The 2409-nt window shown below is 56.4% G+C and carries 2 protein-coding genes and 2 pseudogenes; 2 read left to right on the forward strand and 2 right to left on the reverse strand.

Going from position 1 to position 2409, the window contains the following annotated elements; all coding sequences use genetic code 11:
* The first annotated feature begins 133 nt into the window (after positions 1-133).
* Complete coding sequence (locus SLH47_RS26165) at positions 134-568, forward strand: helix-turn-helix domain-containing protein (RefSeq protein WP_320244077.1); 435 nt, start codon at positions 134-136, stop codon at positions 566-568.
* Here SLH47_RS26165 and SLH47_RS26170 read toward each other — a convergent pair.
* Together SLH47_RS26170 and SLH47_RS26175 are read right to left on the reverse strand one after the other, a co-directional pair.
* Positions 552-857 (reverse strand): annotated as a pseudogene (locus SLH47_RS26170) (transporter substrate-binding domain-containing protein); the annotation flags it as partial. The gene SLH47_RS26165 and the pseudogene SLH47_RS26170 sit on opposite strands and share 17 nt — an antisense overlap.
* Before the next feature lie 41 nt (positions 858-898).
* On the reverse strand, positions 899-1852 hold the full coding sequence (locus tag SLH47_RS26175; RefSeq protein WP_320244079.1) for an arginase family protein: 954 nt from the start codon (positions 1850-1852) through the stop codon (positions 899-901).
* A gap of 168 nt (positions 1853-2020) precedes the next feature.
* Between SLH47_RS26175 and SLH47_RS26180 the strand changes: the two are divergent.
* Positions 2021-2409 (forward strand): annotated as a pseudogene (locus SLH47_RS26180) (hypothetical protein); the annotation flags it as partial.

Here is a 2409-nt window from a genome sequence, read left to right on the forward strand (position 1 = left end):
GTTGCACTCAGGGTGACATTCCTGCTTTGCAAACCCAGGTGACATTTCTGAATGGCGTTTACACTTATTGTAGCTGGGGCACATTCTAAACTGGGTTGCGACAAATCCCCTATCTTGCTGGAAAGCAAGGAGAATGGAATTGGCCCACACAGAGCTGGATTTGCGTGAGAGACGCGCAATTGAAGACATGTTGCACGCAAAGGTGCCTGTGAACGAGATCGCAGCAACGATCGGCAGGCATCGCTCGACTGTGTATCGTGAGATCAAGCGTAACGGTTTTGAAGACGACGAGCTGCCAGAACTGAATGGCTACTACGGCGTGACAGCTCAGCGAACGGCCGACGCCAGGCGCGCGCGTCGGCGCAAGCTGATCCGGCTTGATGATCTTCGCGCGCATGTCATCGCGCAGTTGAGGATCGGCTGGACACCGGAACAGATCGCGGGTCGCCTTGGCTTTGATGACCAGCCTGTGCGTGTCAGCCATGAGACGATCTATGCTTACGTCTACAGCGCCGAAGGACAGTCTGAACAACTGGCGCGCCATCTGCCAAGACGTAATTCTCGGTGAAGCTGATGACCTGCTCGCGTTCCGGTGTGATGCTCATACTTGCGATAATCGTGTCGTAGTTCCCAGACACAAGGTTGGGAATGATCGAGTCCCAATCATTGGTAACCCAAACACAGGTCAGCTCGGCACGACGGCAGAGTTCATCTCCAAGCGCGCGTTCCAAGCCACTTACCTCACCGTTATCATTGATAAAGTTGTAGGGAGGATAGGCACCCTCCGTGTCCATACGGATAACGTCTTGCGCGATGCTTTGACTGGCTGTGGCACCCAGGAAGATGGTTGCGGCCATGACGATTCTTAAAAAGTTCATTTTGTACCTCAATATCAGATTCAGGTGAAGGACCGAGCCAGTGACCCGATCACGTTGCAGGTGATACGGGCGGCGGCGATGGCCGAAATCATGTTGGAATCCAAAGTCGGCACGAGCTCCACAATGGAAAAGCCAACGGTTTGCCTCTGTGCAATGACCGTGCGGATGACATCGGCGAGTTCGTCATACTGAAACCCGCCCGGTGTCGGCGCGTTCACTGCCGGGCAAACGGATGTATCAAGCGCATCGCAATCCAGTTGAAGCAGCAGATTACCGCCAGTTGGAATGGTATCTGTAATGCCTTGCCGCCCCAGCTTACGAGTCTCAGCCACGGTGATCAGACGCGCACCCCAGTCCAGCGCTGTTTGAACCTCTTGCGGGCGCGCACTGCCAACGCCGCGCATCCCGATCTGGGTAATAGAACGCACAAATGGCAGTTCTGACGCGCGTCGCATGGTACTGGAATAGCCGTCAGGCTCACCGTCAATACGATCCCGCCAGTCGATATGCGCATCAATCTGAAGAATATCGATTGACCCCCGATCTGCGAATGCGCGCAGAAAGGGGATCGGGATGCTGTCGTCACCACCTAGAATGACCGGAGTTGCGCCACGCTGAAGGACGGATGTCGTCGCGCCCTGGATGGCTTGCCGGTTGTCTTCCCCCTTCCCCACGCCCAGATCAAGATCACCCAGATCAACAAGCCGTCTTTGCCCGCCCGCCATCAGCGGACCGCCCAGGTCGAAGTCGTAGTGGTCGATGTTAGACGAAGACTCGTTTGCAGCATGGCGGATCGCGCGAGGCGCATTGGCACTGTCTGTGGCGACGTTATAATTCACGTCCCCCAAACCGCCATAGGAGGTCCCGTGGGGAGCCCCAAAGACTGCGATATCGCCAGAGTTAAGCGATTCGACCGGTACAACGTCCGTATAGAGAAAACTCTGCGTCGGAGTATTAAATATTCCGGATGCCATGCACACCTCCAAGGACAGCGGCCATCGTTTACCCGGACGTCCGTGACGGTGTGCCATGATCGTGCGCATGGCTGAGTGTTTTGTCAAGTTTTGCCCCAGACAGGAATGGCCTCATCGGCCCGCGAGTGAAGAGCTTTCAAGCTGCTGAACCACTGACTTTGCGCGAATATGGGCTGTCTGCCACCTGCCCTTCGGGCATTCCCCGGAGGATATTTCCGGCAAGCCGCCGTGAAGATCCTCTCCGAAGGTCTTTATGCCGAGCTTCTGGAAACGCCGGTCCGTGTCAGCACCGTCTTTCCCGGCGCGATCGGCACCAACATGATGGCCAACTCGAACGTTAAAAACCCGATGGGTGACAGCGCGACAGCGAAACCGCCGCCGTCAACAGCGCCCGATGTTGCCGCCAAAACGATCCTCGATGGCATGGAGCGTGACCGGTTCCAGATCATGGTCGGAAAGGACGCCAGGATGATGAACCTGCTCTACCTGCTCAATCACCGCCTCCATGAAGCCTTCGCACCAGTCCATCGCGATGGCGTGTCCTTCAGGAGCCTGCC

This window comes from Cognatiyoonia sp. IB215182, assembly GCF_033963905.1.
Lineage (GTDB): Bacteria > Pseudomonadota > Alphaproteobacteria > Rhodobacterales > Rhodobacteraceae > Yoonia.

Coding starts and splice junctions, on each gene's coding strand:
- SLH47_RS26165 (WP_320244077.1), top strand. CDS start 134: ATGGAATTGGCCCACACAGAGCTGGATTTGCGTGAGAGACGCGCAATT.
- SLH47_RS26175 (WP_320244079.1), bottom strand. CDS start 1,852: ATGGCATCCGGAATATTTAATACTCCGACGCAGAGTTTTCTCTATACG.